This is a genomic window from Lysinibacillus sp. FSL L8-0312 (assembly GCF_038003285.1).
Lineage (GTDB): Bacteria > Bacillota > Bacilli > Bacillales_A > Planococcaceae > Lysinibacillus > Lysinibacillus fusiformis_D.
Window position 1 is genome coordinate 2,382,521 of record NZ_JBBOOV010000001.1, and the last position, 23,575, is coordinate 2,406,095.

Consider the following 23,575-nt stretch of genomic DNA (forward strand, 5'->3'; position numbering starts at 1 on the left):
ATTTTCCTTAATAAATTAATTGTAAAAAGTCCTCAGTTGAAATTCCACCAAAATATGTAGGAATATCGATATCTGCTAATGCCTTAGCAATGGCAGCTCTATCATAGTTTGTCCCAACTAAAAGCTGTTCTATATCAGCCATATCCCCTACACCAAAGAAGTCACCAAAAATATGTGCCTCTTCAATCACACCATGATTAACTTCTAGGCGGATATCAATGCCACCTGTTGGGAAACGATGTGTTTTTTGAATATTAAAGCGTGGTGATTTCCCAAAATTCCACTCCCATGTTTGATAACGCTCTGCGGATAACTTGTGTATATTTGCCCAATCTTCCTCTGTTAACTCATAATAGCGAATATTTTCTTCCCCACCGAAAATGGATTTCAAAACTTCAAGACGGAATTCTTCTACTGTCATTTGTTCTTTTAAAAACTCCGAAATATTTGCTACTCGTGAACGGATGGATTTGATACCTTTTGATTCAATCTTATCTTTTTTGACTTTCAAAGCTGACACTACTGCATCAATTTCTGTATCAAACATTAATGTGCCGTGACTGAACATACGTCCTTTTGTAGAGAACTGAGCATTTCCAGAAACCTTTCGCCCTTCTGCTAGAATATCATTACGCCCTGAAAGCTCAGCATTGACACCCATTTTAGCTAGAGCATCTACTACTGGCTGTGTGAATTTTTTATAATTCATAAAGCTATTACCATCATCATTTGTAATAAAGCTGAAGTTAAGATTCCCTAAATCATGATAGACAGCACCACCACCTGATAAACGACGCACAACAATAATGCCATTGTCCTCTACGTAGTCTGTATTGATTTCTTCAACTGTATTTTGGTTTTTACCGATAATAATGGACGGTTGGTTAATATAAAAAAGAAGCACTGGCTCTTTCTCAACGTCCATTGTTTTTAATAAATACTCCTCAATAGCAAGGTTAATACGTGGATCATGGATCCCTTTATTATCAACGAAAATCATAGTTCACATTTCCTCCTTCACAAATTATCCATATTTATTTTAACGTAAATTAGGCATTTTGTGTTGACGAAAAGCATCTGTTATAATACACTAGGAAATATCAAAACAGTAATAGTACAGATGAACTTAAAGGAGGAGTCCACAATGTTAGAAAACGTAGTTGAATTTTTCAAGAATTTACCTGCAAAGCAATGTACTGAGTGCGGTGAAAAAATGGAAGAACAAAGCGAATGCTACAGCAACACTTGTGAAAAATGTAACCACCTATAAGCATTTGCCTATACTGTAATTTGTCATATACGTGCCCCACACGTAGCAATCATGACACACTTCATCACATTTTGATGAACCCTTAATTAAATCTCTTACACTTACAAAAACAACAGCTGATACGCTCACATCAGCTGTTGTTTTATGTTATTGAAAAAAGGTGGTGTCAAGGGCGAGGGATTACTTTCCGTTCCGTCAGCGTCCTTTCCAAGGGGTGTCCGATGAGCCGCTTCACTCACTGCGTTCGCTCCAATCAAGCATGTGGAGAAGTGCTGCGTGACAACACCCCTCTATAAAATGAGTAGTGAACATCTTCCCTTGAACCTTTGCTAAAAAGTTAACATTTTTATAGATTGGCGTGGAAGGCTACTTGACTCCCGTGGGATAGCGAGACAGGCGAGCCTCTAAACGGAGCGGTTGCGGAGGAAGCAGCTCGCCCACAGGAAAGCCAACGGAAATCTATTTTCACCTTTCACAACTATGCTATTGATGGTTTTGTTTTTATTTATATAGAGAGATATTGTGCATTTAGTGGAGACTCCAATAGGGCTAGCGTGCAAGGAAAACGCCAATTCATAGAGAAAACCAATAGTTGCCTATATATCCTTTTACCAAAAGAAGCACTCACCGAATAGTCGATGAGTGCTTCAAGTGTATTATTAGTTTTCTTCTGCTACTTTAGAGTAACGTTTGTTGTGAAGTAGCATGAAGTAACCGAATGTAATGGCTAAGAATGCTACTAAGAATCCAGCTAGAACACCATAGTTTTGCATTAAGAATGTCATATCGCCAGTTGAAATACTTGATTTAAATGCTTGAACCGTATATGTCATTGGTAAAAGCTTGTTAAATACTTGTAATGGTGATGGAATTAATTCTAGTGGGAACGTACCTGCACTTGTTGTTAATTGTAAAATTAACACAACAATTGCGATGAAACGTCCTGGATCACCAAAGATCGAAACAAGCATTTGAATTAAGGCTAAAAATACATAGCTTGTTAATAATGCCGTTATGATAAAGTAGCCCATGTTATTTACTTCAAGTCCTAGACCCCATTTTACAATACCTACTGTTAGTAATGTTTGCACTAAACCTACAACGGCTAATACAGTCACTTTACTTGTAAACCAAGCTGCACCATTTTTTGGTCGGATAGCTGGTTCAACAAATGGGAACACAATCGAAATTAATAATGCCCCTACGAATAAGCCAAGAGAAATGAAGTATGGTGCAAAACCTGTACCATAGTTTGGAACATGGTTTACAGACTCTTTTTCAACCTCTACTGGACTACCTACCATATCATACGTGTCTTGATTTGCTTTGACCTCATTTGCTTTTTCACTAGCCTCACCTAGTTTGCTAGATAACGTTGTCGTACCATCTGCAAGCTCTGTAGAACCATCTGCAAGTGTTGCGGAACCTTGTGCTAGCTCACCAGATTTCGAAGCAAGCGTAGAAGTACCTTGATTTAATGTTGTTGTACCATTTGCTAATTCATTTAATCCAGATGCTAATGTTTTCGAACCTGTTACAGCTGTATTCACACCTGCATGTAGTTCACCTAATTTTGCAGCTAATGTCGCATTACCTGCTTGTAGACCTTTTGCACCTTCCATTAAAGCATTACTTTTAGCCGTTAATGCATTTGCACCAGCTAATACTTCTGCCTGACCTGCTGCAATTTGACTTGCACCAGAGCTTACTTGATTAGCACCAGCCTGTAATTTTTCTGTACCAGCAGATAAAGATGTTAAGCCGTTATGCACGCTAGCACTACCAGCTTGCAGCTCTGCTAATGTTTGCTTTAATGCTGCTGCTTGTTCCTCAGGCATTGAAGCCATCATCGTTTGTAGTTGGCTAGATAAGGCTGTAATACCTGCCTCCACTTTCGCAGAACCAGCTGTTAATTGGTTGGCTGCACCATTTAATGCACCTGCATTTTCAGCTATAGAAGCTGCACCTGCACTAATTTGTTGTTGTTTATCGTTTAAAGTGTTTAAACCTGCCCCAACTTTTGCAACACCTTGAGTATATTGTGATAACCCTTGTTCAAGACTAGTTGCACCATTTGCTGCTTGCTGTGCACCTTGTTGTAATTGGACAGTACCATCTTGTAGTTTGACTAAACCGCTTGATAAATCATTCGCACCTTTCGCAGCATCTCCAGCACCTTTTGTCAGTTTATCTGTCCCATTCGACAGTTCAACTGTGCTTGAAGCTAATTGCTCTAGATAGCCTTTTAAATCTTTTGCACCATTTGCTACTTTTTGTGCACCCTCATCTAACTTATTCGAGCCATCAGCTGCCTCTGTAAAGCCATCTCCAAGTGTTGCAATGGAATCAAATAATTTTTCAGCATACGTTGCTGATACTTGTGAATTTACTTCAGCACGGACACGATCCATTGCAGTCTCACCAATTTGAGCACCAAGGAAGTTAAGACCTTCATTTGGAATGTAGTTCATCACTAATTTCGAAGGTTTGTCATCTAATAATGTTGTAGCATGCTCAGAGAAATTTGTTGGAATTTCTAAAATCATATAATAATCACGACTATTTAAGCCTTTTTCAGCTTCATCTTTTGAAACCTCTATAAAGTTAAATTGTTCGCTATCTATCAATTTATCAACTAAGGTATCCCCCAAGTCTAATTTAACGCCATCCATCTCAGCACCAGTATCCTCATTAACTACAGCTACTGGGAGATTAGGAAGCCCTGCATAAGGATCCCAAAACGCCCATAAAAACATACCTGCATACATTACTGGAATAAATAATACAGCAATGATTGAAACAAGCATTTTTCTTGTTTTAAAGATCTTCAGCCACTCAGCTTTAATCATATAATATCCTCACTCCTAAACTATTTGACCGAAAACGTCATTTGGTCATTTTCATTCAAAAAAAATAGTCAACCTCGGCAATTTTGCAAAAAGACACTTGATTCGACACTTTTATATCTGTCTTTTACCGAATCAAGTTAGAATCAAACCTCGAAAGATTGTTTCCTTGAAAAGATTAAGAATCTTTTCTTCAGGGATTACATCACCGTGTAACTCATGCCAATCGACAACAAAAGCAAGATATGCCTTTAACAATAAGTAACCGACCAGTTCTGCATCGCAATCTCTAATTTCACCTTTTTTAATACGACGCTGTATTAACTCTGAAACATACGATAAGATTTCTGTTTCGATGCGAAGTAGCACCTGTTTAACAGCTGGTGTTCGTAATTCTTTTTCTTCCTCGATTAGCTTTGCAAATAAAAGATGTTTTTCACGGAACTGTAGCATTTTCATTAAAGCATTATGCGCATTATCCATAAAGCTTGCTGATGCATCCAACACTGCATCTGCTTCCGCCTTCATCTCTCGTACAAGTGACATAGCAATCTCTTGAAATAAAATTTCTTTATTTGCAAAGAATGTATAAATCGTACCTTTACCGACATTAGCGATTTTCGCCACTTGCTCCATCGTTGTTGCTTTGTAGCCAAACAATGTAAAAGATTTTGCAGCTGCTTCAAGAATTTCCTGCCTACGATCCATTAGTAACATCCTTTCTTGTTAGGTTATGTACCTCTAATGTACACTTCAATAAAAATGACCAGAAAACCATTTCGGTCATCTGGTCATTATCATATTCCTATTTTAAAAAAAATGCAAGCATTTAATGATGATTTTTTTCATCTTTTTCTTCGTCATCATGATCAGCATCATTTGACGTACCATTACCATGATTCATCATATTGTTATCCATGCTGTTATTAGATTTCTCATCCTCTGGTAAAACCTGTGTCATATCTGGGCTACCAGCAATAATTTGCTGCTTTGGCATATTATGAACACCATTAGCTGTAGTATGTGCATACATATAGTAAACACCGTCATGATCGAATGTAGTCGTTGCTTTATAGACGCCGTCTTTTTCTAATTTCCCATCAATCATTTGTCCTTCATCACGTTTCCCTGATTCCCAAACTTCGAATTCTACTACAGCATCATCAACGTTTTCTCCACCTTGTTCAACGTGTGCCGCCAGCTCAATTGTTTCATTGAGTACTACCTCTTTTGGTGTTAAAATCTCTACCTCTGGAATTTGAGGTACAACTGGTTCTGGTAAAGCCTCTTTTTTTTCTCCACATCCTACTAATAATGTAGGCACTGCAATTAGCGCGAATAACCACTTTTTCATCTTTTAATCCTCCATTAATGGCAACCGGATTTTAACGGTTGTGCCTTTTTCAACAACACTTTCAATTTCTAACGATCCCTGTAACTGCTTTAATAACTGTTCAACAATGGATAACCCTAATCCACTACCACCGTCTGCACGACTCCGTGCTTTGTTAACACGATAAAATCGCTCTGTGACATGTGATAAATCCTCGGATGGAATACCGATTCCATAATCCTTGATTGTAATTTGTGCACTGCCAGTCTTTTCAACAGCAACAATTTCCACCTTAGAATTTTCATACGAGTAATTAATTGCATTTTCAATAATATTAATAAAGATTTGCTTTAGCTTTACTTCATCCGCTTCAATAATGAGCGCATCATCTACATCTACATGTAATGTTATGTTCTTTTTATCTGCTTGATGCGTTAGGATTTTTTGAACCTCTCGCAATGTCTCCCCTAGTGGAATAGGGTATAAAACTAAATTGGTTTGTTCATTTTCTGTTCTTGCCAGTTGAAGTAATTCGTTTGTTAACCGCTCCATTCGATTCGCCTCACGGACGATCAACTGTATGGTATCTTCTTTTTGACTTTCTGTAATGATGCCATTTTGCATAGCCTCGCTATAGCCTTTTACATAGCTTATAGGTGTGCGTAATTCATGCGAAACGGTTGCTAGAAACGTTTTTTGTGCTTCATCCTCCTGCTGAATGGCCTCTGCCATTTTATTAAAGGTACTAGATAATTTACCAATTTCATCTCGTGAATTGACAGGCACACGTGTCTCATAATTCCCATAGGACATCTGTTCCACTGCAAGTTGTAAATCGTTTAATGGTCGCATAATGTGCCGGATACCTTTATAAATCAAATAGCTAGCCACTACTAAAAATATGAAAGCACTAATAAACAACAAAATCACGCCACTATTAGCTAACTCACTAATTTTGGCTAATGGGAAATAAATATAAATGATACCCTCTAATCGATTTTGATCAACGAGCGGTATAACTACGGAAATAAGTTGTCGATCAAACCGTGGCTCATATCCAATTTTTTGCACATATTTTCCTGCTAATAATTTCTGTCTTTCCTCAGGGCCAATCAGGGTCTCATAATCTATATCAAATGGCACACAGGCACTTAACTCACGTGGATTCCTTACCGCAAATATATTTAAATTTGAGTAATCATTAAATTGTTCAATATCTGCAATAAATTCATCCGTCACCTTCCCATTGTCATACATGGTCTGTAGCTTCAAGCCAACTTCGACCATTGTCTCTTCTGTATCTTGTACATATAAACGTTGATACAAAAAGTTTGTGAGAACATACATAAAGACAACGGTAATGATTAAAAATGCAAAAATTAACAACCAAATGCGAGTGGCAATCTTTTTCATTCGCCAGGATCAAAGCGATAGCCCACTCCCCAAACGGTTTGAATATGCGCAGCCGCATCCTTTCCAAGCTTAATTCGTAAAGTTTTAATATGTGTATCGACCGTGCGTGTGCCTCCTACATAATCAATATCCCAAATACGCTCTAGTAATTGCTCTCTCGTATAGGCATTTCCCGGATTTTTCATAAATAAGTGCAATAGCTCAAATTCCTTTAAGGTAAGCGGAATACTCTTTCCATCAACAGATACTTTACGTGCAATTTCGTCTATTTTAATAGGACCAATAATCACGTACTTTTGCTGTAGCTCTGTAATATTCGCGCCACTTCTTCTTAATACAGCATAAATTCTCGCCACTAGTTCGTCATGTGTAAAAGGCTTAACAATATAGTCATCTCCACCAAGTGTAAGACCTTTCACCTTGTCCTCATTGGCATCACGTGCTGTCAGGAAAATAATCGGTACATTGGACATAGCACGAATACTTTGACAAACGACAAAGCCATCTTCATGGGGCATCATCACATCAAGTAATACTAAATCAATATTTTCACGTACTATCACATCATAAGCCTCAGTACCACTTGCGGCAGTAAATGTCTCTATATCCGAATTATTTAGCATCATCTCAATTAAATTACGCATATCCTGCTCATCATCAACTATTAACACAGTTGTCATCATTGTTCCTCCCTTACTAACAGTTGAAAAGCACCTTTCCCTACATCAACTGTTTTTTCCTTCTGATCACCCTTTATAAAGTACAATGTGTGATCGTCATAACCAGCGACAACAATATAGTCTTTAAACTGGTTCACTACAAAGGGATTTGCACCAACCTCTTGGTGCCATTTAATATGGCCATCAAAATCAGCAACATACAACTCATTGTGACCATGACTTACAACAAGAACGGCATCCTTGGTCTTTTTTAACCCTACTGGCATTAAAGGCATATCAATCTCTCCGTTCAGATGGCCAGTAGTCAAATCATATTTTTTAACGGAGCTGTTGGGCTTACTTCCTTCCCCATGCCCACCTACCCATAGCTCATGTGTCTCTTCTAAAATAGCTATGCCATGTGCGGATTTTTGAATTGGCCACTCTTGTTCAATGGTCAAATCCTTCATGTTTAACACTGATAATTTTGTATCTTTAAAATTAATAACATACAGTTTATCTTTATACGATGCCATTGACATAGGATAATTGCCAAGTTGTTGTCTGACTAGTTCATCTCCCTTTTGATCAAAGCTTGTCACCGTATTCGTTTTACTATTCGTTATAAAAAATTGCTTAATGTTGTCATCATAGTACACATTCGTTGTACCGATCTCTACTTTTTTGGAATAGCTCTTTTCTCCGGTCGATAATGTATAGACGTCGATATTATTTAATTGGTGTCCATACAATAAGATTTGGTCATTCCCTAACAGTATTGCCCCAGAATAAGCTTTATCAAATGACCAAGTAGCAAATACATTGCCATCTTCATCAATAAAATCTAATGATGGTTCTTGTATGTTTAACGAAGCTATAAAATTCCGATCCCTTTCAATGGGTTCATATGATTTTTCAGTACAACCTGCTAACCATATAATTTGTAGTAACGAAAAAATGAAGAATGCCCATTTTTTCAACTTTATCACCTCTGCCCCTTTACTATACTTCACAATTGTGAAATTCGGGTGAAACTTGGAAGGTAAATTTATGACAAACCATAAAAATACTTTTCACATTTCAAACTCACGAACCACCTCTCAGTTCAATCATCCAACCCATACTGTCAGCGTTACATATACTACAAAGATACTGGTAAGGAGGAATATAGCGTGATTTCCATTAGCTTATGTATGATTGTAAAAAATGAAGAAGATGTTATTGGTCGATGTCTTGAGTCCGTCAAAGATATAGTGGATGAAATTAATATTATTGACACTGGTTCAACCGATAGTACAAAACAAGTGGTTGCACAATTTACAGACCGAATTTTTGATTTTAAATGGATACATCATTTTGCAGCGGCACGAAACTTTTCCTTTCAACAAGCAACAAAGCAATACATCCTCTGGCTAGACGCAGATGATGTTTTTTTAGAGGAAGATCAAGAAAAATTGAAGTCGCTCAAAGCCTCTCTAACCTCTGATATAGATGCCGTGTCCATGAATTATCATCTAAGCTATGATCATGAGGGAAATGTGGACGCCTTAATAAGGAGATATCGCCTTGTAAAAAGAGAAAAGCATTTTCAATGGATCGGTGCAGTTCATGAATATTTAGAAGTAGGGGGCGTGCTGTTTGATAGTGATATAGCCGTTAGCCATTTACCATTAACACATGATCACTCACGTAATATTACGATTTATAAGCAACTTATTGAAGCAGGAGAAACACTAACACCGCGAGATACATTTTATTTTGCTAATGAATTACTAGATCATGGTCAGTTTGAGGATGCCATTTACTATTACGAATTATTTTTAACCTCAAAGTTAGGCTGGGTAGAAGATAATATTCGCGCCTGTTTTAAATTAGCAGATTGCTATTCCAATTTAGACGATAGAGAAAACAACTTCAGTGCTATTTTACGAAGCTTTGAATACGATGTCCCCCGCCCCGAAGCCTGCTGTCGCCTTGGCTACCACTTCATGGAACAATTCAGGAATTACGAAGCTATTTTTTGGTACGAACAAGCACTGGTAATTAAACAAAATCCAAACGCTCCTTTTCAAAATAAAAGCTTTTCAACATGGCTCCCACACTTGCAGCTGTGCGTACTTTTCGACCGTTTACAGCAATACGAACTAGCAAATACCCATAATGAGCTAGCCAGCTCCTTCATTCCAAATGATCCAAAAATTTTACACAATAAAGAATATTTCAATCGTATTTTAACAATCGATCAAAATGACTCTTAGAAAATATCAATAACTAAATAAAAAGGATTTAGCCCCTATCGATATAGAAAACCTTCTACTATTTTAAGCGTAGTTGCAACGAATCTATAAATAACTTTAATAAGTAGATATGTGTCTACCTCCTCTATCATTGTGCAGAATACGATATTTGAGAGAGGAGGTGAGATTATGCATTTTGGAAAATTTATAGATAGAGTTTGCACTAAGTGTCATTCCTACCCTTGTTGTTGCAAAACTGGACCTATTCCCAGTTGTCCAATTTGGCCTGTAAAACCTACAGGACCTACTGGGGGGATAACTGGACCTACAGGTAGTACTGGGGTTACTGGCCCTACTGGCGTTACCGGGGCTACTGGCGTTACTGGGGCTACTGGCGCTACTGGCGTTACTGGGGCTACTGGCGTTACCGGGCCTACCGGGGTTACTGGGGCTACTGGGGATACTGGGGATATTGGATCTACTGGTGTTACGGGTGCTACTGGAGTTACTGGCCCTACTGGAGATGTTGGACCTACTGGAGCTACGGGCATTACTGGCGCTACTGGTTCTACTGGGGTTACTGGCCCTACTGGAGATATCGGGCCTACCGGGGTTACTGGACCTACTGGCGTTACCGGCTCTACTGGCGTTACCGGCTCTACTGGCGTTACCGGGGCTACTGGCGTTACCGGGGCTACCGGGGTGACCGGAGCTACGGGCCTTACTGGCTCTACTGGAGATATCGGACCTACCGGGGTTACTGGCTCTACTGGCGTTACCGGGGCTACTGGCGTTACCGGAGCTACGGGCCTTACTGGGGCTACTGGCTCTACTGGAGATATCGGACCTACCGGGGTTACTGGACCTACTGGTGCTACTGGGGATATCGGACCTACCGGGGTTACTGGACCTACTGGCGCTACTGGGGATATCGGGCCTACTGGTATAACTGGTGCTACTGGGGATATCGGGCCTACTGGCGTTACTGGAGCTACTGGGGATATTGGACCTACCGGGGTTACTGGTGCTACTGGGGATGTCGGACCTACCGGGGTTACTGGCTCTACTGGGGTTACAGGGCCTACTGGAGATATCGGACCTACCGGGGTTACCGGCGCTACTGGCGTTACAGGGCCTACTGGAGATATCGGGCCTACCGGGGTTACCGGGGTTACCGGGGTTACCGGGGTTACCGGGGTTACCGGCGCTACTGGTACTGCTGGCGTTACTGGACCTACTGGTGCTACTGGAGATATTGGACCTACCGGTGTTACTGGACCTACTGGTGCTACTGGTGTTACTGGAGCTACTGGGGTTACCGGAGCTACGGGCGTTACTGGGGTTACTGGCTCTACTGGCGCTACTGGCGTTACCGGCGTTACTGGACCTACTGGTGCTACTGGCTCTACTGGGGATATCGGACCTACTGGCGTTACTGGTTCTACTGGGGTTACTGGCTCTACTGGAGCTACTGGGGATATCGGGCCTACTGGGGTTACTGGCGCTACTGGGGATATCGGACCTACCGGGGTTACCGGCGCTACTGGGGATATCGGGCCTACTGGGGTTACTGGCGCTACTGGGGATGTCGGACCTACTGGTATAACTGGAGCTACTGGGGATATCGGGCCTACTGGTATAACTGGAGCTACTGGGGATATCGGGCCTACTGGGGTTACTGGCGCTACTGGGGTTACAGGGCCTACTGGAGATATCGGGCCTACCGGGGTTACTGGCGCTACTGGTACTGCTGGCGTTACTGGACCTACTGGGGTTACAGGGCCTACTGGCGTTACTGGACCTACTGGAGCTACTGGAGATATTGGACCTACCGGTGTAACTGGACCTACTGGGGTTACTGGGGTTACCGGAGCTACGGGCGTTACTGGCGTTACTGGGGTTACCGGACCTACTGGGGTTACTGGCGCTACTGGGGTTACCGGACCTACTGGGGTTACTGGAACTACTGGACCAGCGTTTACAGAAGGATTCTCTGCATTTAAAAATACTTTAGCTGTTAATGCTTCTACCTCCATCACTAACTGGAGTGTAGCATCACCTTACTTTACAACGCCTGCTTTCAATCCAACAACTGGAATATTCACTGTACCAACTACAGGTAGATATTCCTTTGAAGCGACCATTAACTACTCTACTACAGCGGCTATTAGTGTCACTTTAGGGGGTGGAATAAACCCTTCATTTGCAATACGACAAAATACTACTACGAATTTAATCAGTGGCTTATTCCCTGTATTAAACGTAAACGTCGCGCTCATATTAACATTGCGTGCGGTTCTTGGAAATGGAACGGTAACTTTGGCAGGAGAAGTACAATTAAACGCTGGAGACACTATCGATCTGTTCTATGAAGCCAATGGTTTGACAATCGGTCTTACACTAGGTGGTGCTAACTCTGGTGGTATCGTTTGGTCATGTCATCGAATTTCTTAGATTTAGATGGTCATCACTATTTGAAGCAAGTGGAAAAAGCAAACTACGAAATCGTGGTTTGCTTTTTCTTTTTCAAAAAACAAAAAATAGCACAAACATTTGTTATGCATGTTTGTACTATTTTTCATCTATTATTTAAACATTTCCATTAATACTTCATCTGCAACATGTTTACCTTGCTGCACACATTCTGGAATTGATATTCCCTCAAATGAGCTTCCTGCAAGCTTGACATTTGGAAAATGTTCTTGTAATTCCTGCTTTATACGTTGAACTTTCGCCTCATGTCCAACTGTATATTGAGGCATCGCATTTTTCCAACGTGTAACCACTGTCGTTAGAGGGTCCCCATCTATGCCAATCGTTTTCTTTAAATCCTGTAGCACCGTTTTTTCGATTTCAGTATCAGATAGTGCCACAATCGCTTCATCTCCCACTCGCCCAATATAACTACGTAATAGTACATAATCGTCTGGTGTGGTAGCTAGCCATTTTCTGTTCATCCATGTACAAGAAGTGATTGAAAAATCACTATTTCGAGAGACATAAAATGAAAGGGCATCTAGATCACCAAGTTGATCCTTTTTAAAGGCCATTGTAACGGTTGCAATCGTTGCAGCCTTCATTGTTCCCAATTCATGTAACAGATTATGCTTACTAAACATTTTTTCTGCCATATTAAAGGGAGTAGCAATAATAACAGCATCTGCTTTTATATGTGAGAAATTATTGAGCATTACTTGAACTGATCCATCTTTGCCATGCTCTATTTCTTCTACTTTGACACCCTTCATGACTGTCCCTGGAAGTAGTGATTCTTCTATACTTTCAATGAGTGTTTCAAGACCATTACTAAAGGTTTGAAAAATCCCTTTGTTTTCATCAATATGATGATTGCTTAAGAAATTTGTTCCTGACTTTTTCATGCCAATCAACAAACTCCGATATTTTTGCTCTAAACTATAAAGCTGCGGGAAAGTCGAGCTCATACTTAATTGCTCAATATCCCCTGCAAATGTTCCCGCTAGTAATGGTTCTACTAGATTTTCTACTATTTCAGAACCAAATCTTCTTCTAAAAAACGCGCCTAACGGCTGATCGTCATCTTGTGCAGAACGAGGGATGAAAAAATCCCCAGCCGCACGAACTTTACCGCTAAGTGAAAACAGACCTGATGCTATAAAGGATGAGATATGTGGTGTCTCTCCTGACAAGAGATGACTAGGTATTGGATATAACTGACTACCAACAGCAACATAAGTAGGCCCTGCATTGCTTGTCAATAATTTCTGCTCAATCCCGAGGTCCTTTGCTAAATCATTAACATAATTTTCACGATCAAAAAAAGATTCTGGCCCACGCTCAATAATAAAACCATCTTTTCTTAAGGTCTGAATTTTTCCGCCAAGACGTAATGACGACTCGACAAGTACGATATCTAATGGCAATCCTTTTGCGCCTGCTTCTTTTTGCATATAGAATGCGGCTGTAAGGCCTGTAATGCCACCGCCTACGACAACTACCTTTCGTCTTTTCTGAGTCACCAACATCATCACTTTCTTTTCGCTTAGCTTAATTTTTTATGAATCGCATCTACCATCGCATCAATAAATAATGGGTGTGTATTTGGCATCGCTGGGCGATAGTATTTTGCGCCAAGTTCATCACAAACAACTTTACATTCAAAATCGTTGTCATATAACACTTCTAAATGTTCTGTTACAAAACCTACTGGTGTATAAACAAATGAACGGAAGCCTTTTTCTTCAAATAGCTCACGTGTTAAATCTTGAACATCTGGGCCAATCCAAGGCTCTGGTGTTTGGCCTGCTGATTGCCAGCCAACCTCTACATTTTTTAGACCTGTCGCAGCTTGAATAAGACGTGCTGTTTCAATTAATTGATCTTCATACGGATCGCCCAAGTTTTTAATTTTTTCAGGCAATGAATGTGCTGACACAATTAAACAAGCTGTTTCACGTTCTTCTTGTGGCATTGCATTAAATGTATCATTTACTTGTTGTTCCCAATACTCAATGAATTTCGGCTCATCATACCAAGATTCTACAGAAGTAATCGTTAAGCGACCTCCTGCTGCCTCTTCCGCACGACCGTTATAAGACTTAATAGAGAACGTAGAGAAGTGAGGGGCTAGAACAATAGAAACCGATTCTTTTATGCCCTCTGCCACCATTTGCTCTACTGCATCTTCAATAAATGGATGAATATGTTTTAAGCCAATAAACAATTTATATTCTACAGCATCCTGCACCTCATTTAAACGTGCACATAGGGCTTCAGCTTGTGCTTGTGTCGCCGCAGCTAATGGAGATAAACCACCGATAGCTTCATAGCGGCTACGTAAATCCTCTAAGTGCTCTGCCGAAGGTTTACGTCCATGACGAATATGCGTATAGTAAGGTTCGATATCTTCTTCTTTATAAGGTGTTCCGTATGCCATTACCAATAAGCCTTTAACTTCTTTCATTACCCTTTTCACCTCTAAAATTGTTTTATGTTTTCATACATTATGTGACAAAAAGAAGCTGCCCAATCTTTAATATTGGACAGCTCCCTTTCTATATGGAAAATAAAATTTCCTATGTAGAAAGGGACATATTTTTCACATTTGATTCACTTCTATTAAGAACGAGCTTGAATTTGTTGTGCACTGTATTCATGAATAAGTGTAGTGAGACGTTTTAAGATATCTGGGTTAACCTCTGGGAAAACACCATGTCCTAGGTTAAAGATATGACCTGGCATTTCTAAACCTTGTTCAATAATATCTTTTGTTCGTTTCTCAATGACTGACCAATCTGCTAATAAAAGGGATGGATCTAAGTTACCCTGTACCGGTTTTGTAATACCATTCGCACGCGCTTCTTTTATTGGCAAACGCCAGTCTAAGCCTACAACATCAATCGGTAAATCATTCCATTCCTTTGCTAAATGGCTCGCACCGACACCGAATTGAATGAGTGGCACATTTTCTTTTTGCAGCTCTGCAAAAATACGAGTCATAATTGGTTTAATAAATACACGATAATCCTCAACATTTAAGGCTCCTACCCAAGAATCAAATACTTGGATTGCCTTTGCACCAGCTTTAATTTGAGCAGTTACATCTGCAATAATCATGTCAGCTAGTTTATCCATTAATGCAAACCAAGCTTGTGGCTCTGATACCATAAATGATTTTGTTTTATTATAGTTTCTTGAAGGGCCGCCTTCAATCATGTAGCTTGCAAGTGTAAATGGTGCTCCAGCAAAACCGATTAAAGGAACATTCAATTGCTCTTCTGCCAATATCTTGATTGTTTCTAATACAAACGGTGTATGCTCATTAGCATTGAATTCACCTAATTTTTCTACATCTGCTACTGATTGGATAGGGTTTGAAATAACAGGACCAACGCCTGCTTTGATCTTTACATCTACCCCAATCCCCGGAAGAGGTGTCACAATATCTTTGTATAAAATGGCTGCATCGACATTATAATTTTCTACAGGTAGACGAGTGACATATGCACATAGCTCAGGTTGATGTGTAATTTCCTCTAAGGAATATTTTTCTTTAATGGCACGGTATTCTGGCTGAGAACGTCCTGCCTGACGCATATACCATACTGGCGTGTGTGCTGTCCTTTCTCCACGTGCAGCACGCAGGAGTGTATCATTAAAAGTTGTCATGAATAGTTCCTTCCCCTCGATAAATTCATACTATAAAATTGTCTTAAAAAATGTTTTGTTTATTCCTTTATTATTGATATCCGTTTCCAATAGTAAACGCTTCCTCCGTAATTGTATAGTTTTCCTAGTGAAATGTCATAAAATTGTTCTTTCTCGGCAGATTCTTTTTGAACAGAGCGTTAGACTTACGCTGAAAAGGGTATAATCACGCTATAATTAGTAAGATCGTAAGGAGGATAAATTGATGTATATTTATTTAACTTCTGGCACTGGTGATTTTTTAGAACAGGTAAAAAATAAGTATCCAAATGAGCATATGATTTTAATTCATGGGGATGGAAACTCTGTACTGATTCATGAGACAGAAGGAAAGACAGTTTTTGCGACACCACGTAAATTTGAGGTACTGGATTCAGTAAATGAATTAGAGGAACGAGGCTTCTTTGTATTTAATAATATTCCTGTGACAGATGAAGGACGACCTGTTTTCGAACACCGCTTTTTAGAGCGTTCACGCGCCATTGAAAATGAGCCTGGCTTTGTGGCGTTCCGTTTATTACGTCCGATCAAGAGTGATACTTACATTGTCATGACGCAGTGGAATGGACCACATTCATTTGAAGCATGGAAGAGCTCTAGAGCCTTTGAATCTGCACATGCTAAAAGAGATGATTCATCAGGTGTAAGCCAGCAAAATATCTTTTCAGCAGCTTCTTATGTAACAACTTATAGTGCTATGCCAAATGAGGATACAGAATAGTAGATAAAATAAAAGCTCATTTTCCGAATACTAGCATTGGAAAATGAGCTTTTCAATTTATCAGCTACAATCTATTTATTTGGAAATTTTTGCTGTTAATTCGCTAATTACAATAACAATGACAATGGCTAAATAAAACATTGGCTGTGTGATAGCACATAAACCAACAATAATAGCTTGTGTAACCATTGCTAAACGGACAGTTTGCTTTACAGCTAATTGGCGGGCATGCTCTGGTAAAGGATAGAGCATGTCCATTCGAAATTCACCACTTGATAGTAAGGCTTGTTTTAACTGAATTGTGGTCGCAAAGCTGAGTGCACCAGCAACAATCCATGTCACTACAGGAATATCAACAAAAACTGCGATGACTCCCGAAATGGCCGTAAGACGAAGCCATAAATAGAAATGGTCATCTGTACGGACAAAGGTACGAAACACCAAATATTTTTGAGCATTCTCTTTACCATATGGCACAAATCTATACAGCCAGTCCATCCAGCGTCGACGTCGGATACTTCCGTGTAGATGAGGTACATCTGTAAAATAATTAGCAAAACGGTAAAAGCTCATCATACGATTCTGTTCAATTTTGACAAAATGTTCATAAGGCACAGGTTCGCCAACTGATTTTTTCCTAAAGATAATGATATAAACCACACTAATAACTGTCGCTATTACCGCTAGTATTAGCTGAGCATGAAGCCCCATGTATAAAACAGCCCCGAATATGACAGCTCGAATAAGCCTGTCCACCCAAACCATTTGACCTCGCTCACTGTATCGGTAGCTGAATTCTCCTTGCACACTTATATATTTCAATACAATGATAAGTAAAAAGATCGTCCATATTTCAGTTGTTGTTAATGCCGTTACGGCTTTCAATAATGGAATACATACAATATAAACAATCGCTACAATCCATACTTGGGACCAGAACGTCCAAGCCAATGCTTTGCTAAAATATTGAGACATTTTTGATTCTAAAGGTAATAAGTATACTTGATCTGGTTCTCTCAACAGCGTAGTAGGACGGCTAAAGGCCAATAAAATCCCTATCATAACAGCTATGACGATTTCTGCTGGAAAGTCTGTTTGGACAACTTTCAGCCATTCGCTATATTGGTAGCCCCCTGCTCCAATAAGAAATACAAGTACAATTGCAATATGCCCTGTAAAAATAAATTGCATATACTTTTGTACTTCTCCTATATAATGCATGAAGCGAGAGGACCATACATCACGCAAATTCTTCATGGTCCCGCTCCTTTGTCATGGCAATATAAAGATCATCTAATGTCGCATTCGGCATAGCAAATGATTGACGCAATTCCGCCATCGTCCCCTGTGCTCGCACTCTTCCTTCGTGCAATAAAATAATTCGATCGCAATGCTTTTCAGCCGTCGATAGAATATGCGTAGACATTAATATAGAAGCACCTTCTTTTTTCTTTTCATCCATCTGATCTAGTAATGATTGAATACCTAGTGGATCTAACCCCACAAAAGGCTCATCAATAATATATAGACTTGGATTCACTAAAAAAGCACACATAATCATGACTTTTTGACGCATCCCCTTTGAAAAGTGTGAAGGGAACCAATTTAATCTTTTCTCCATGCGAAACTCTTTTAATAGCACCTCAGAACGAGCATCGAGGGTTGCCCTATTAATCCCATAAGCCATCGCTGTCAATTCTAGATGCTCTCTTAATGTTAATTCATCGTATAATACAGGAGTTTCAGGAATATAGGAAAATGCTGTCCGATATTTGTCCGTATCTTCCTTCAATGTCACACCATTTAAACGAATGTCCCCTTCCTTTGGCAACATCGTTCCGATAATATGTTTAATCGTTGTACTTTTACCAGCTCCATTTAAGCCGATTAAGCCAACTAATTCTCCTTTTCCAATTGTAAAAGATAAATCTTTAATCACAGGCTTTCTTGTATAACCACCTGTCACATGCTGTACCTCTAATACTGACATATCCTCACTCCTCTTCTTGTTTTATATTTTATCAAAAATTAGCAAATGATACAGGTTTGAGTATGATAGAATGTACTTACATATACGTTAAGGGGGAAATTCTCATGAGCGATTGCCTATTTTGCAAAATTATTGACGGATCTATTCCAAGTACCAAAGTTTACGAGGACGATCATGTCTATGCATTTACAGACATCTCACCTGTTGCAAAAGGTCATACATTATTAATTCCAAAGCATCACTGTCAAGATCTATTTGAAATGCCAGAGGATGTAGCACGTAATCTATATGCAGTTGCACCAAAAATCGCTAATGCTATTAAAGCAGCATTTCAGCCAATAGGTATGAATACGATTAATAACAATGGTGCTGCCGCTGGACAAACTGTTTTCCACTACCACTTACATTTTATTCCGCGTTACGATGAAAAAGAAGGACTAGGCTTAATTTGGCAGACTCAAAAATATTCACCAGAGCAGTTAGCCGAAGTTGCAGAAAGTATTAAAGCCAATCTATAAGTCATTTGTAATATATTAACATTAAAATGTTCAGAAAACTGTATTGCAAATTGAAAAATTTTGGCGTACAATCACAAATAAGTTTCGCTAACGATCAAGAGGATACGTTAGGAGACAAATAGATTAGCTTAGTCGAGGAGAGATACAGATGAATACAAAAAATTTAGTATTAATGGCATTATTAGTAGGTGTTGGTGCAGCCCTTTATGTGGTGACACCAGGTATGGTGAATGGCATGAAACCTGATTTCATGTTAACAATGATGTTTATTGGCATTTTATTGTTCCCCACTGTGAAAGAAACGTTCTTACTTTCGCTTTCAACAGGCGTACTTTCAGGTTTATTTACAACATTCCCAGCAGGTCTTGTCCCAAATATTATTGATAAAGCAGTAACAGGCTTTGTCTTTTTAGCCGCTTTATTGATTCTCAAAAAACTAGCAAATCATTTCGCTGTATCAGCTATCTTAGTTGGATTAGGAACTATTCTTTCAGGAACTGTCTTTTTAGCCGTAGCACTTTTTGTGTTCAATGCAAATGTTGGTGCAACGTTTGCGATGTTATTTATTGGCGTTGTCCTGCCAGCTGTCGCATTTAATGTCGTTGCTTTTGCCGTCATTTATCCCATTGTCACAAAATTAGTGAAGCGTTCTAAATTCAATACAGCCATTTCTCAAATATCATAAACACTTACTTAAAATAATTAAAAGAAACTAAACGGTGGTGGTAAATCACTCGTCTAGTTTCTTTTTTCTTTTTGTATTTGTACAATTCATGGTTTAATAGTAGATAAACATGACTAGAAATGAGGTATCAATATGAAAGCAAAACCATTTTTACTTGGACTAACAACAGGCATTATCGGTGGGACAGTCGCTGTACTTTTTTCAACGCCACAATCAGGACAACAGCTACGTGCTTCTGTCAAACAAAATGTCGATCAGACAAAAGGAATGCTCCTTGATGTCAAACAACAAGTAGGGACTGTTAAACAATCTGTCAACACTTTAACAATTGAAGTAAAAAATAATATCCCACAAATAATAAATGATTTAAAACAAACAATTACAACTTTCACTGAAGAAATCGAACCAACTAAAAATAATTTGCAACAAGAATTAGATGCATTACAGAATTCGATTAGCGAAATCGAGAAAAACATTGCACAAATTACAGAAAATAAGAAAAAACCACAAGAAAAAGTTAGCGACTAAAGTCCTTTCCGAATGGTAAAAAATCTATTTTTTTATCAAAAATCATTACTATAATATTATTTTTTAACCACTTTTCAATTTTTTAATTTTTCTAACTTTAAACTTTTTTTCTTTACTGCTATAATATTTTTAAAAATGTGAAAGAAAGCAGTAGGTGATGGCTTTGTCAGAGGAATTATATACACAAAAAGAAGCGATGCTTTATAGTCAAAGAATCGCACAGTTATCTAAAGCGCTATGGAAAGCGGTAGAAAAAGATTGGCAACAATGGATTAAACCTTATGATCTAAATATTAATGAACACCATATTTTATGGATTTCATATCATTTAAAAGGAGCATCCATTTCAGATGTAGCAAAATTTGGCGTGATGCACGTTTCTACCGCATTTAATTTCTCCAAAAAGTTAGAAGAGCGTGGCTTCCTTAAATTTTCGAAGCGTGATGACGACAAACGTAATACTTACGTGGAGCTAACTGAAACTGGGACAGAGCTCATTATAGAGATGAATAAAAACTACCATAATACGTATCATTCCGTATTAGAAGGATCACTAGCATTAAAAGATCTATATGGCCGTTTCCCAGATTTTTTAGATGTGATGGCTGTTATTCGTAATATTTATGGTGAGGATTTCATCGATATTTTCGAACGTTCCTTCCAACATTTCCGCGATTCCTTTGACACACTAGAAGAACGCACACCTGTAAAAGGATAAGACGAAGCTTCAAACTGCACAAAATTTTTCCTGCCCTTATTTATTAGTTGAACATAATGAGGTATACTACTGTTCATTCAGGAATAAATCATGTGAAAGGAGGTATTTCAGAAATATTTCTGAAATACCTCCTTTTTCTTGCATTCTAACATCATTCAATTTACATTAAATAGGACACTTCCTATTTCGGAGTTGATACTAAGCCATGCATTGTTGGAAAATTTTAAATCTAGAACATCATTACGGTACTACGCGTATTATTATAATGAGTGTTATTACCTTTTTGTCGGTCTTTTCTGTTTCGTATGTATTGTTTAATTTATTCAACGAGGAGCATTATACAGATCGTTTATTCTGGCTCTTTGTCATAGCAGCCTTAACACTTTATCCAGTTCATAAATTTTTACATTTTCTGGCACTATACGATTTACGCCAGCATTTAAAATTGCGTGTACGTACTCAATTTTATATAATTCCAGTTTTACACATGCGTATTCGTGAGCCTTTATCAAAAAATCGTTACATCTTAGCATTACTTACGCCTTTTATCATTCTAAACACAAGTATTATAATAGGAACTTGGCTTTTACCGGCATACACACATTATGGTACATTGCTGCTAGCCTATCATTGTAGTCTATGTTTGATTGATATCCTTTACGTGAAATACCTTTTGCACTCACCTAAAAATTCGCAAATAGAGGAAACTCCTAAAGGTTATGAAATTTTAGTTCCACCAACCGTTCACTAAATGCTTGTACTTGTTTTTTAATGACGTTCTTTGTTATGCTATTACTATTGAAAGAGGGGAGGAATAGACTTGCTATTAATGATTGTAGTTCTATTCTCGGTATTCTATTTATTTCAAATTAACCGCATGACATATGCTCTATGCATGCGACGTGAAATTCCCGAAGAAAACCAACCAAAAATATTCCGAACTATAAATATACTTATTACCATATTACTTGTCTCATTCTATATTGAAATTTTATATGCAGTATAACAGTACATCCGCGCCCGTCCGCACGCTCGAAGAATAAGTCGAGCCCCCCATGCAACAACTTTTTCTAACCAAGAAGATTGGTAGTATCTAAGGCATGCGGCGCGAATGTCTAACATTGTTAAGAAAAGCTAAGAGTTAGAGCTCTTAGCTTTTCGCTGTTTTATTAATTAGTATAGGAACGCTGCACCAACGATAATTAATAAAATAAATAACACAACTAATAAAGCAAAGCCTGAGCCGTAGCCACCGCCACCGTATCCTCCGTTGCCCATAACTTCACCCCCTTTCTTTTCTATATCCTATGCGCTTCAAAATTTGAAATATAGGCAATACTCAAGGGGGAACCATTTTGTTTTTAAAACGTTTATGTTATAGTAAAAAATGGACGAAACCATGTTAGGAGAGAATATCCACTATGAAAAAGACAGTTTTATCTTTAACTCTAGCTGCATCTGTATTAGCGCTTGGTGCTTGTAGCGGCGGAGACAGCAAAGCCATCGTTACTTCTAAAGTGGGCGATATTTCAGTAGCTGATTTTAATGAAAAGGCAAAAGCTTTAACAGGCTCATATGTAATGCAACAATTGGTGACTGAAAAAGTTTTAGCTGACAAATATGAAGTAACAGATAAAGAAATTAAAGAAGCTTATGACACAACAGCTTCACAATTTGGTGAAGGCTTTACACAAGCACTTGCTGAAAGTGGCTTAACAGAACAGGGCTTTAAAGATTCTTTACGTGTTCAACTTCTTCAAGAGAAAGCTTTAAAAGATCAAGCAATTAAAGAAGAAGATGTGAAAAAATACTACGAGCAAATGAAAACAGAACTTAATGGTCGTCATATTTTAGTAGCAGATGAAAAAACAGCTAAAGAAGTCATTGAAAAAATTAAGGGCGGCGCTAAGTTTGAGGATGTAGCAAAAGAGTACTCAACAGATACAGGTTCTGCTCAAAAAGGTGGAGAGCTTGGATGGTTCTCTGTTGGTGCAATGGTAGATGAATTTAACGATGCTGCTTACGCTCTTGAATTAAATACATTGAGTGAGCCAGTAAAATCTAGCTTTGGTTATCATGTAATTGAAATTACGGAGAAGCGTGATGTAAAAGGTGTCGGTGCATTTAAAGATGAAGAAGAAAACATTCGTTCAACAATGTTAAATAAACTAAACCAAACAGGTGAAGCTCAAGCTATTCTAAAAGATATCATTGCAAAAATGGCTAAAGATGCGAATGTTAAAACATCTGATAAAGATTTAAAAGATTCACTAGAATTCTTCACAACAACAAGTGAAGAACAGGCAAAAGCAGCTGAAGAAGCAGCTAAAAAAGCAGAAGACAAAGCTGCTAAAGAAGATTCTGAAGACAAAGCAGAAGATACGGACAAGGAATCTAAATAATCGAGGGAATATTGTTTATCAATTGAACAATATCCACAACAAAAAGGGGCATCTGACAAATCAGATGCT

At 38.6% G+C, this 23,575-nt stretch carries 24 protein-coding genes; 11 read left to right on the forward strand and 13 right to left on the reverse strand.

Annotated features, from left to right (window positions below; all coding sequences use genetic code 11):
* Positions 1 to 7: 7 nt before the first annotated feature.
* A complete protein-coding gene (locus MHI22_RS12055; protein ID WP_036128038.1) occupies positions 8 to 1,000 on the reverse strand; it encodes a lipoate--protein ligase in 993 nt (330 codons plus the stop codon).
* A 144-nt stretch (positions 1,001 to 1,144) separates the two neighbouring features.
* Here MHI22_RS12055 and yhfH point away from each other — a divergent pair, with 144 nt between their 5' ends.
* Positions 1,145 to 1,270: a protein YhfH gene (gene yhfH / locus MHI22_RS12060; RefSeq protein ID WP_004230455.1), complete on the forward strand. Its 126-nt coding sequence runs from the start codon at positions 1,145 to 1,147 to the stop codon at positions 1,268 to 1,270.
* A 659-nt stretch (positions 1,271 to 1,929) separates the two neighbouring features.
* On the opposite strand, the gene MHI22_RS12065 is transcribed toward yhfH, so the two are convergent.
* The 6 genes from MHI22_RS12065 to MHI22_RS12090 all read right to left on the reverse strand — a co-directional run bounded on the left by MHI22_RS12065 (position 1,930) and on the right by MHI22_RS12090 (position 8,510).
* Complete coding sequence (locus tag MHI22_RS12065; protein ID WP_340812084.1) at positions 1,930 to 4,119, reverse strand: YhgE/Pip domain-containing protein; 2,190 nt, start codon at positions 4,117 to 4,119, stop codon at positions 1,930 to 1,932.
* Between the two features lie 132 nt (positions 4,120 to 4,251).
* Positions 4,252 to 4,824 (reverse strand): TetR/AcrR family transcriptional regulator, encoded by a 573-nt coding sequence (locus tag MHI22_RS12070; protein ID WP_036128535.1) that lies wholly within the window; start codon positions 4,822 to 4,824, stop codon positions 4,252 to 4,254.
* Between the two features lie 121 nt (positions 4,825 to 4,945).
* The gene (locus tag MHI22_RS12075; RefSeq protein WP_036128538.1) at positions 4,946 to 5,470 is read right to left on the reverse strand and encodes a FixH family protein; all 525 of its coding nucleotides are present in this window, start codon (positions 5,468 to 5,470) and stop codon (positions 4,946 to 4,948) included.
* Between the two features lie 3 nt (positions 5,471 to 5,473).
* Positions 5,474 to 6,862: a sensor histidine kinase gene (locus MHI22_RS12080; protein WP_036128540.1), complete on the reverse strand. Its 1,389-nt coding sequence runs from the start codon at positions 6,860 to 6,862 to the stop codon at positions 5,474 to 5,476.
* Positions 6,859 to 7,542: a response regulator transcription factor gene (locus tag MHI22_RS12085; RefSeq protein ID WP_036128542.1), complete on the reverse strand. Its 684-nt coding sequence runs from the start codon at positions 7,540 to 7,542 to the stop codon at positions 6,859 to 6,861. The genes MHI22_RS12080 and MHI22_RS12085 overlap by 4 nt, the downstream gene beginning before the upstream one ends.
* The gene (locus MHI22_RS12090) at positions 7,542 to 8,510 is read right to left on the reverse strand and encodes a YncE family protein (protein ID WP_340812713.1); all 969 of its coding nucleotides are present in this window, start codon (positions 8,508 to 8,510) and stop codon (positions 7,542 to 7,544) included. Before MHI22_RS12090 ends, MHI22_RS12085 begins: the two co-directional genes overlap by 1 nt.
* Positions 8,511 to 8,693: 183 nt before the next feature.
* Here MHI22_RS12090 and MHI22_RS12095 point away from each other — a divergent pair, with 183 nt between their 5' ends.
* Together MHI22_RS12095 and MHI22_RS12100 are read left to right on the forward strand one after the other, a co-directional pair.
* A complete protein-coding gene (locus tag MHI22_RS12095; protein ID WP_036128547.1) occupies positions 8,694 to 9,779 on the forward strand; it encodes a glycosyltransferase family 2 protein in 1,086 nt (361 codons plus the stop codon).
* A 168-nt stretch (positions 9,780 to 9,947) separates the two neighbouring features.
* Positions 9,948 to 12,212 carry a beta strand repeat-containing protein gene (locus MHI22_RS12100; protein WP_340812087.1) on the forward strand — a complete coding sequence of 755 codons (2,265 nt, stop codon included), beginning with the start codon at positions 9,948 to 9,950 and terminating at the stop codon, positions 12,210 to 12,212.
* Positions 12,213 to 12,343: 131 nt separating this feature from the next.
* Here MHI22_RS12100 and hemY read toward each other — a convergent pair whose 3' ends face one another.
* From hemY to hemE, 3 genes are all read right to left on the reverse strand, one after another.
* Entirely contained in the window at positions 12,344 to 13,765 is a 1,422-nt protein-coding gene (hemY, locus tag MHI22_RS12105) for a protoporphyrinogen oxidase (protein WP_058843262.1), read from the reverse strand.
* A 14-nt stretch (positions 13,766 to 13,779) separates the two neighbouring features.
* Complete coding sequence (gene hemH / locus MHI22_RS12110) at positions 13,780 to 14,700, reverse strand: ferrochelatase (protein WP_089933894.1); 921 nt, start codon at positions 14,698 to 14,700, stop codon at positions 13,780 to 13,782.
* 155 nt (positions 14,701 to 14,855) lie between these two features.
* On the reverse strand, positions 14,856 to 15,905 hold the full coding sequence (hemE, locus tag MHI22_RS12115) for a uroporphyrinogen decarboxylase (protein WP_036117406.1): 1,050 nt from the start codon (positions 15,903 to 15,905) through the stop codon (positions 14,856 to 14,858).
* Positions 15,906 to 16,149: 244 nt separating this feature from the next.
* Between hemE and MHI22_RS12120 the strand changes: the two genes are divergently transcribed.
* Positions 16,150 to 16,665 carry an antibiotic biosynthesis monooxygenase family protein gene (locus tag MHI22_RS12120; protein ID WP_036117408.1) on the forward strand — a complete coding sequence of 172 codons (516 nt, stop codon included), beginning with the start codon at positions 16,150 to 16,152 and terminating at the stop codon, positions 16,663 to 16,665.
* Positions 16,666 to 16,740: 75 nt separating this feature from the next.
* Here MHI22_RS12120 and MHI22_RS12125 read toward each other — a convergent pair whose 3' ends face one another.
* Both MHI22_RS12125 and MHI22_RS12130 read right to left on the reverse strand, forming a co-directional pair.
* Positions 16,741 to 17,922, reverse strand: a complete 1,182-nt coding sequence (locus tag MHI22_RS12125; protein ID WP_058843259.1) for an ABC transporter permease — start codon at positions 17,920 to 17,922, stop codon at positions 16,741 to 16,743.
* Positions 17,906 to 18,655 (reverse strand): ABC transporter ATP-binding protein, encoded by a 750-nt coding sequence (locus MHI22_RS12130; protein WP_036117411.1) that lies wholly within the window; start codon positions 18,653 to 18,655, stop codon positions 17,906 to 17,908. The genes MHI22_RS12125 and MHI22_RS12130 overlap by 17 nt, the downstream gene beginning before the upstream one ends.
* Before the next feature lie 104 nt (positions 18,656 to 18,759).
* Here MHI22_RS12130 and MHI22_RS12135 point away from each other — a divergent pair, with 104 nt between their 5' ends.
* The 6 genes from MHI22_RS12135 to MHI22_RS12160 all read left to right on the forward strand — a co-directional run bounded on the left by MHI22_RS12135 (position 18,760) and on the right by MHI22_RS12160 (position 22,110).
* A complete protein-coding gene (locus tag MHI22_RS12135; RefSeq protein ID WP_036117412.1) occupies positions 18,760 to 19,173 on the forward strand; it encodes an HIT family protein in 414 nt (137 codons plus the stop codon).
* Positions 19,174 to 19,321: 148 nt separating this feature from the next.
* On the forward strand, positions 19,322 to 19,858 hold the full coding sequence (locus MHI22_RS12140; protein WP_036117414.1) for a tryptophan transporter: 537 nt from the start codon (positions 19,322 to 19,324) through the stop codon (positions 19,856 to 19,858).
* Positions 19,859 to 19,990: 132 nt separating this feature from the next.
* Positions 19,991 to 20,386: a YtxH domain-containing protein gene (locus MHI22_RS12145; RefSeq protein ID WP_036117416.1), complete on the forward strand. Its 396-nt coding sequence runs from the start codon at positions 19,991 to 19,993 to the stop codon at positions 20,384 to 20,386.
* A 157-nt stretch (positions 20,387 to 20,543) separates the two neighbouring features.
* Positions 20,544 to 21,104 (forward strand): HTH-type transcriptional regulator Hpr, encoded by a 561-nt coding sequence (locus tag MHI22_RS12150; RefSeq protein WP_036117418.1) that lies wholly within the window; start codon positions 20,544 to 20,546, stop codon positions 21,102 to 21,104.
* 205 nt (positions 21,105 to 21,309) lie between these two features.
* The gene (locus tag MHI22_RS12155; RefSeq protein ID WP_036118042.1) at positions 21,310 to 21,855 is read left to right on the forward strand and encodes a DUF3267 domain-containing protein; all 546 of its coding nucleotides are present in this window, start codon (positions 21,310 to 21,312) and stop codon (positions 21,853 to 21,855) included.
* A 69-nt stretch (positions 21,856 to 21,924) separates the two neighbouring features.
* Complete coding sequence (locus MHI22_RS12160) at positions 21,925 to 22,110, forward strand: hypothetical protein (RefSeq protein ID WP_008173337.1); 186 nt, start codon at positions 21,925 to 21,927, stop codon at positions 22,108 to 22,110.
* Positions 22,111 to 22,277: 167 nt separating this feature from the next.
* On the opposite strand, the gene MHI22_RS12165 is transcribed toward MHI22_RS12160, so the two are convergent.
* Positions 22,278 to 22,382 (reverse strand): YjcZ family sporulation protein, encoded by a 105-nt coding sequence (locus MHI22_RS12165; RefSeq protein ID WP_004230765.1) that lies wholly within the window; start codon positions 22,380 to 22,382, stop codon positions 22,278 to 22,280.
* 143 nt (positions 22,383 to 22,525) lie between these two features.
* Here MHI22_RS12165 and MHI22_RS12170 point away from each other — a divergent pair, with 143 nt between their 5' ends.
* The gene (locus MHI22_RS12170; protein WP_340809438.1) at positions 22,526 to 23,506 is read left to right on the forward strand and encodes a peptidylprolyl isomerase; all 981 of its coding nucleotides are present in this window, start codon (positions 22,526 to 22,528) and stop codon (positions 23,504 to 23,506) included.
* Positions 23,507 to 23,575: the final 69 nt, after the last annotated feature.

Bases quoted from the DNA above. Each gene is read 5' to 3' on its own strand.
- MHI22_RS12070 (WP_036128535.1), bottom strand. From the start codon at position 4,824: ATGGATCGTAGGCAGGAAATTCTTGAAGCAGCTGCAAAATCTTTTACA.
- MHI22_RS12100 (WP_340812087.1), top strand. From the start codon at position 9,948: ATGCATTTTGGAAAATTTATAGATAGAGTTTGCACTAAGTGTCATTCC.
- MHI22_RS12135 (WP_036117412.1), top strand. From the start codon at position 18,760: ATGAGCGATTGCCTATTTTGCAAAATTATTGACGGATCTATTCCAAGT.
- MHI22_RS12150 (WP_036117418.1), top strand. From the start codon at position 20,544: ATGGCTTTGTCAGAGGAATTATATACACAAAAAGAAGCGATGCTTTAT.
- MHI22_RS12065 (WP_340812084.1), bottom strand. From the start codon at position 4,119: ATGATTAAAGCTGAGTGGCTGAAGATCTTTAAAACAAGAAAAATGCTT.
- hemH (WP_089933894.1), bottom strand. From the start codon at position 14,700: ATGAAAGAAGTTAAAGGCTTATTGGTAATGGCATACGGAACACCTTAT.
- MHI22_RS12170 (WP_340809438.1), top strand. From the start codon at position 22,526: ATGAAAAAGACAGTTTTATCTTTAACTCTAGCTGCATCTGTATTAGCG.
- MHI22_RS12130 (WP_036117411.1), bottom strand. From the start codon at position 18,655: ATGTCAGTATTAGAGGTACAGCATGTGACAGGTGGTTATACAAGAAAG.
- hemY (WP_058843262.1), bottom strand. From the start codon at position 13,765: ATGATGTTGGTGACTCAGAAAAGACGAAAGGTAGTTGTCGTAGGCGGT.
- MHI22_RS12120 (WP_036117408.1), top strand. From the start codon at position 16,150: ATGTATATTTATTTAACTTCTGGCACTGGTGATTTTTTAGAACAGGTA.
- MHI22_RS12055 (WP_036128038.1), bottom strand. From the start codon at position 1,000: ATGATTTTCGTTGATAATAAAGGGATCCATGATCCACGTATTAACCTT.
- hemE (WP_036117406.1), bottom strand. From the start codon at position 15,905: ATGACAACTTTTAATGATACACTCCTGCGTGCTGCACGTGGAGAAAGG.
- MHI22_RS12075 (WP_036128538.1), bottom strand. From the start codon at position 5,470: ATGAAAAAGTGGTTATTCGCGCTAATTGCAGTGCCTACATTATTAGTA.
- MHI22_RS12165 (WP_004230765.1), bottom strand. From the start codon at position 22,382: ATGGGCAACGGAGGATACGGTGGCGGTGGCTACGGCTCAGGCTTTGCT.
- MHI22_RS12140 (WP_036117414.1), top strand. From the start codon at position 19,322: ATGAATACAAAAAATTTAGTATTAATGGCATTATTAGTAGGTGTTGGT.
- MHI22_RS12155 (WP_036118042.1), top strand. From the start codon at position 21,310: ATGCATTGTTGGAAAATTTTAAATCTAGAACATCATTACGGTACTACG.
- MHI22_RS12085 (WP_036128542.1), bottom strand. From the start codon at position 7,542: ATGACAACTGTGTTAATAGTTGATGATGAGCAGGATATGCGTAATTTA.
- MHI22_RS12145 (WP_036117416.1), top strand. From the start codon at position 19,991: ATGAAAGCAAAACCATTTTTACTTGGACTAACAACAGGCATTATCGGT.
- yhfH (WP_004230455.1), top strand. From the start codon at position 1,145: ATGTTAGAAAACGTAGTTGAATTTTTCAAGAATTTACCTGCAAAGCAA.
- MHI22_RS12125 (WP_058843259.1), bottom strand. From the start codon at position 17,922: ATGAAGAATTTGCGTGATGTATGGTCCTCTCGCTTCATGCATTATATA.
- MHI22_RS12080 (WP_036128540.1), bottom strand. From the start codon at position 6,862: ATGAAAAAGATTGCCACTCGCATTTGGTTGTTAATTTTTGCATTTTTA.